This window comes from Salmonella sp. SAL4457 (assembly GCF_046548235.1).
GTDB classification, from domain to species: Bacteria; Pseudomonadota; Gammaproteobacteria; order Enterobacterales; family Enterobacteriaceae; genus Salmonella; species Salmonella enterica.
Map to the genome: position 1 here is coordinate 1 of NZ_JBGDZO010001352.1, position 235 is coordinate 235.

The window sequence follows — 235 nt, forward strand, 5'->3', positions numbered from 1 at the left end:
TCTACGAACTGACCGGCAATGTCCTCGACCTGGGCCTGGTAGGCCTGGTCGAATTCCTCCCGCGGGTACTGTTCATGCTCCACACCGGGCATGTTGCCGACCGCTACGACCGACGCAGGATCGCCGCCCTCTGCCAGGCCGGCCAGGCCCTGGTGGCGGTGGCACTGGTGCTCGGCGCGGCTTCGGGAGAGATCACCCGCAACATGTTCTTCGTCCTCGCCTTCGCCCTCGGTAC

1 pseudogene is annotated in these 235 nt (G+C 66.4%); it reads left to right on the forward strand.

Annotation, left to right across the window (positions count from 1 at the left end):
• A pseudogene (locus ACLJNW_RS28575) lies at nucleotides 1–235 on the forward strand (MFS transporter); the annotation flags it as partial.